This window comes from Komagataeibacter kakiaceti JCM 25156 (assembly GCF_000613305.1).
Map to the genome: position 1 here is coordinate 1 of NZ_BAIO01000135.1, position 5,509 is coordinate 5,509.

The following is a 5,509-nucleotide window of genomic DNA, read 5'->3' on the forward strand; positions in this document are numbered from 1 at the left end:
CGCTCGATGATCTGGTGCTCAAGAACTACCATGAGACCGTGAAGGACGGCAGCCCGCTGGTGCGCGTGCTGGAGCCGCGTGGCAGGGACCAGCCCAACCTTGTCGAGGTCGGCTGGGCCAATGTCAGCGGCGCGCAGGTGCGTGTGCCCGACGCCAACACCCTGTGGACGGCGGACCACGACACCCTGACACAGGCGCAGCCCGTGACCCTGAGCTGGGACAACGGACAGGGCCTAGTGTTCGAGATCACCGTCTCCATCGACCATGATTACATGTTCGCGGTGACGCAGAAGGTGATCAACCACGGGAGCGAGGCGGTTTCCCTCTACCCCTTCTCCCGCGTGGAGCGTGGCTATACACCGGTCGAGACGGGTGGCTATCTGGTGCATGAAGGGCCGATTTCGGTCATTGACCGCAGGCTGGATGAAAGCTCGTACAAATCCCTGCGCAAGGGCGCCGTGCCGCCGGGCAACATTGCGTGGAGCAAGTCGGGCCAGGGCGGCTGGGCCGGCATTACCGACAAGTACTGGCTGACCGCCGTGATCCCGCAGCAGGATAGCGATGTGGCGGGCAACTATGCCTACCAGTCCGCCGGGGGCGACAAGGGGAATTATGATGTCGGCTTCACCGCGCGCGCGCCGCTGGTGATCGCGGCGGGGGGCGAAGCCTCCAGCGCCAGCCATGTCTTCGCTGGCGCCAAGGAAGTGCCGCTGCTGGAAAAATATGAAGCCAGCCTGCATATCCCCGATTTCTGGAAAGCGGTGGATTTTGGCTGGTTCGCGTTCCTGACCCGCCCGATCTTTACCGTGCTGGACTGGCTGAACACCATGCTGGGCAATTTCGGCCTTGCGCTTATGGCGTTCACCCTGCTGGTCAAGGCGCTGTTCTTCCCGCTGGCGACCAAGCAGTTCCACTCCATGGGCAAGATGCGCCAGCTCCAGCCCAAGATCAAAGCCCTGCGTGAGCGCTACAAGGATGACCAGATGGCGCTCAACCAGCAGATGATCGGGCTGTACAAGCAGGAAGGCGTCAACCCCGCCAGCGGCTGCCTGCCCATGCTGCTGCAGATTCCGGTGTTCTGGTGCCTGTACAAGGATCTGTACGTCACGATCGAGATGCGGCACGCGCCCTTCTTCGGCTGGATCCATGACCTCTCGGCGTTCGACCCGACAAACCTGTTCACCCTGTTCGGGCTGATCCCGTGGGATCCGTCGGTCATCTCGCCCATGCTTCAGCTTGGCCTGTGGCCCATCGCGTTCGGGCTGACCATGTTCGCCCAGCAGCGTCTCAACCCCGCGCCCGCGGCGGATCCGGCGCAGCAGAAGATGTTCCAGTTCATGCCGATCATCTTCACCTTCTTCATGGCGCGGCAGCCCTCCGGTCTGGTGATCTACTATTGCTGGAACAACCTGCTCACCATGGCGCAGCAGACGGTCATCCAGCGCCGCATGAACCGGGGCGCCGCCAGCGGCAGGCCCAGCCTGCCGGCCGGGAAGAAATAACCAGGAACCAAGATGGTGGATTTCTCCTCTCCCGCACCAACGCCGGAAGAACGCGAGCGCGACCGGGAAATCGGGCGCGTCCTGTTCTCGGGCGAGTTCAATTTCGTCTTTGGCGCGCAGAAGCTGGGTCAGCTTCCCGACCCGCTCCTGCCCGAAATCGCGTTTGCGGGCCGCTCCAACGTGGGCAAGTCCAGCCTGATCAATGCGCTGACCGGGCGGCGTGCGCTGGCGCGCGCTTCTTCCCAGCCGGGCCGGACCAAGCAGCTCAATTTCTTTGAACTGGCCGACCGGATGACACTGGTCGACATGCCGGGCTACGGGTTTGCCAAGGCAGCCAAGGACGTGAAGGAAGACTGGCAGGGGATGATGTTCTCCTACCTGCGCGGTCGCCCCACGCTGCGCCGCGTCGTGCTGCTGCTGGACAGCCGGGTGGAGGTCAAGGCGTCGGATCGGGAAATCATGAAGCTGCTGGACCGCGCCGCCGTGACGTTTCAGGTGGTGCTGACCAAATGCGACGCGCCAAAACCCAATGCGCTGGCGGCCAAGGAGCGCGAGGTTGGCGAGATCGTGCGCACGCATGCCGCCGCCTTCCCCGAGGTGCTGGCGACCAGCAGCACCACCGGCATGGGGATCGAGACGCTGCGCGCGGAGCTGGCCCGGCTGGCCAATCCGGCGCGGGCGGGCATGTAGGTCCGGTCACCCTGATGTGGCCACCGACCATGGATACAGGAGCGAAGGGACCGTTCGGATGACAGGAACAGGACCGGGCGACCGGGAAGCACAGGCACGGGCCGAGGTTCTGGCCAGAGCGCTGCCTTATCTGCGCCGCTACGCGGGTGATACGATTGTAGTGAAATATGGCGGCAGCGCGATGGTTGACACCGCGCTCTCCACCGCGTTCGGCCATGACATCGCCCTGCTCAAGCAGGTGGGGGTCAACCCCGTCGTGGTGCATGGCGGCGGGCCGCAGATCAGCGCCATGCTCAAGCGGCTGCAGATTGAATCGACCTTTATCGACGGCCTGCGCGTGACCGATGCCGCCATGATCGACGTGATCGAGATGGTGCTGGGCGGCAAGGTGAACAAGCAGGTGGCGGGTCTCATCAACCGCGCCGGTGCGCTGGCGGTCGGTATTTCCGGCCTTGATGGTGGCCTGATTTCCGCCCGCAGGCTCCAGCGCCGTGCGCGTGAATCCGGTGTCGAGACCGATCGCCTGCTTGATCTGGGCTTCGTGGGGGAGCCGACGCGGATCGACCCGCGTGTTATCTACGCGCTGTCGGGTTCCGGCCTGATCCCGGTCATCGCCCCCATCGGCGCGGGCGAGCAGGGCGAGACCTACAACATCAACGCCGATACGGCAGCGGGCGCGATCGCGGGTGCGATCAACGCCAGCCGCCTGCTCATGCTGACGGACGTGCCCGGCGTGCTGGATGGCGATGGCCAGCTGATACCGGAACTGACGGCGGAAGACGCGCGCCGCGGCATTGCCAGCGGCATGATTTCGGGCGGCATGATCCCGAAGGTGGAGACCTGCCTCGAGGCCGTGCGCGCCGGTGCGCGGGCCGCCGTCATCCTTGATGGCCGGGTGCGGCATTCCTGCCTGCTTGAACTGTTTACCGAAGCCGGGCCGGGCACGCTGATCCGCGCCGCCTGAGACGTCATGCACGTAGTGTGGGGGATCGGGGCAATCGTTGACATTGCCCATGATCCTTCGCATGGTCCGCAGTCAAATTGATCCAGCCTCCGGCGGCTCCCCGCCGTGTCGGCCAGCCCCATACAGGATTTTGCAAACATGACCGATACATCCCTCCAGAGCCAGATCGAGGCCCTGTGGGAGCGTCGCGAGACGCTGTCCACCGCTACCGTTGGCGCGGATCGCGACGCGTGGAGGCCGCGCTGACGGCGCTGGATTCCGGCACGCTCCGTGTCGCCACGCCGGGGGCCGATGGCTGGGTTGTCAACGAATGGCTGAAAAAGGCGGTGCTTCTGTCCTTCCGCCTCAATGACAACCGCGTGGTTGAAGGCGGTGGCGCGGGCGCGCCGAGCTATGACAAGGTGCCGCTGAAATTCGCGGGCTGGGACCAGGCGGCGTTTGGCGCGGCGGGTTTCCGCGCCGTACCCGGCTCCATCGTGCGCCGTTCCGCCTTCATCGCGCCCGGCGTGGTGCTGATGCCCAGCTTCGTCAACGCCGGTGCGTATGTCGATAGCGGCACGATGGTCGATACCTGGGTTACGATCGGCAGTTGCGCGCAGATCGGCAAGAACTGCCACATCAGCGGTGGCGTGGGCATTGGCGGCGTGCTGGAGCCGCTGCAGGCCGCGCCCGTCATCATCGAGGACGGCTGCTTCATCGGCGCGCGCTCCGAAGTGGCGGAAGGTGTCGTGGTCGAACGTGGCAGCGTGCTGTCCATGGGCGTGTTTCTGGGCGCCTCCACCAAGATCGTCGACCGCGCGACGGGTGAGGTCTTCATGGGCCGCGTTCCGGCCTATTCCGTGGTCGTGCCCGGCACCCTGCCGCCGCGTCAGGCGACATCGGCCGATGGGAAGCCGCTGCCGTCGCTTGACTGCGCCGTGATCGTCAAGCGCGTGGATGAGCGCACCCGCTCCAAGACGTCGATCAACGACCTGCTGCGCGGCTGAACGGAATGAGCGATGACGGAATGGCCGCCATGGAGCAGGACCCCGGTGGTGTTGTCACCCTCGCGCGGGATCTGATCCGCTGCCCTTCCGTCACGCCGGATGATGGCTGCGGCATCACCGCACTGGCCACGGTTCTGGAGCGGATGGGGTTCAGCGTCACCCTTCTCCCGTTCGGGGAGGGGGCGGCCCGCACGCCCAACCTGTTCGCACGCCTGGGCACCGGCCAGCCGCATCTGTGCTTTGCCGGGCATACGGACGTGGTGCCCGTTGGGGATGCGGACTGGAGCCATGACCCCTTCGGTGGGGAAATCCATGACGGTGTGCTGTTCGGTCGTGGCGCATGCGACATGAAGGGGGGCATCGCCGCCTTTGTCGCGGCGGTCCGGCTGTATCTGAACAAATTTCCACAGCCGCGCGGCTCGATCAGCCTGCTGATTACGGGCGATGAGGAAGGCCCGGCCACGAACGGCACCGTGCGTGTGCTGGAATGGATGGAAAAACAGGGGCAGATCCCTGATTTCTGCCTTGTGGGCGAGCCGACCAATCCCGCCGGAATGGGCGAGGTGATCAAGATCGGTCGGCGCGGCAGCCTCAATGCCCATATCACCGTCAATGGAACGCAGGGCCATGTGGCCTATCCGCACCGCGCGGATAATCCCGTACACCGCCTGCTGGCGCTGCTGGGGGAACTGACGGCGGCCCCGCTGGATACGGGCAGCGAATGGTTCGAGCCCTCAAGCCTTCAGGTCACGAGCATCGACGTGGGCAACACCGCCACCAACGTCATTCCCGCCCGTGCCGGGGCGCGGCTGAACATCCGTTTCAATGACCTGCATACCGGCGCGGATCTGGCGGGGTGGATTCGCACGGTTGTCGCCCGGCACGCGCCGGGGGCCGATGTACGTATCGTGATCAGCGGGGAATCCTTCCTGACCGAACCCCATGCCCCGGTGGAAGCCCTGCGCGCCGCCGTGCGGGCCGTAACCGGCCATGTGCCCCGGCTTGATACCGGGGGCGGCACGTCCGACGCCCGTTTTATCAGCCGCTACTGTCCCGTTGCCGAATTCGGCCTGGTAGGCACGAGCATGCACAAGGCGGACGAGCATGTCAGCCTGGCTGACCTGAAGCAGTTGACGGCGATCTATACCGGTTTTCTTGAAAAGGTAATGCGCTAATGTCCGAACGCGGCCCATCTCCCGACCCGAATGTAGCGGGGTTAGGCGGTATCCTGCGCGGAATGCTGCTGCTGGGCCGGGGCCGTGCGGAAGGCATCGCCTATTTCGGCAATACGCGCGACGCCGTGCTGTCCGCGCTGGCCCCCCGTCTGGCGTTGTGGCTGGTGGGCGGCGGGCTGACCATCGGGTACG

At 65.3% G+C, this 5,509-nt stretch carries 4 protein-coding genes and 2 pseudogenes; all 6 read left to right on the plus strand.

Annotation, left to right across the window (positions count from 1 at the left end; translation table 11 throughout):
- Positions 1 to 1,502, plus strand: a 1,502-nt coding sequence (yidC, locus tag JCM25156_RS08850) for a membrane protein insertase YidC (RefSeq protein WP_025812805.1), incomplete at its 5' end; no start/stop codon positions are given.
- A gap of 12 nt (positions 1,503 to 1,514) precedes the next feature.
- Positions 1,515 to 2,192, plus strand: coding sequence for a ribosome biogenesis GTP-binding protein YihA/YsxC (gene yihA / locus JCM25156_RS08855; RefSeq protein WP_025812806.1), 678 nt, complete (start codon positions 1,515 to 1,517; stop codon positions 2,190 to 2,192).
- Between the two features lie 58 nt (positions 2,193 to 2,250).
- A complete protein-coding gene (gene argB, locus JCM25156_RS08860) occupies positions 2,251 to 3,156 on the plus strand; it encodes an acetylglutamate kinase (RefSeq protein ID WP_025812807.1) in 906 nt (301 codons plus the stop codon).
- 138 nt (positions 3,157 to 3,294) lie between these two features.
- Positions 3,295 to 4,142: pseudogene (dapD, locus tag JCM25156_RS22930) on the plus strand (2,3,4,5-tetrahydropyridine-2,6-dicarboxylate N-succinyltransferase).
- A 20-nt stretch (positions 4,143 to 4,162) separates the two neighbouring features.
- Positions 4,163 to 5,317, plus strand: coding sequence for a succinyl-diaminopimelate desuccinylase (gene dapE, locus JCM25156_RS08870; protein ID WP_034959101.1), 1,155 nt, complete (start codon positions 4,163 to 4,165; stop codon positions 5,315 to 5,317).
- Positions 5,317 to 5,509: pseudogene (locus tag JCM25156_RS28820) on the plus strand (hypothetical protein); the annotation flags it as partial. The gene dapE and the pseudogene JCM25156_RS28820, both read left to right, overlap by 1 nt.

Coding starts and splice junctions, on each gene's coding strand:
- yihA (WP_025812806.1), top strand. CDS start 1,515: ATGGTGGATTTCTCCTCTCCCGCACCAACGCCGGAAGAACGCGAGCGC.
- argB (WP_025812807.1), top strand. CDS start 2,251: ATGACAGGAACAGGACCGGGCGACCGGGAAGCACAGGCACGGGCCGAG.
- dapE (WP_034959101.1), top strand. CDS start 4,163: ATGGCCGCCATGGAGCAGGACCCCGGTGGTGTTGTCACCCTCGCGCGG.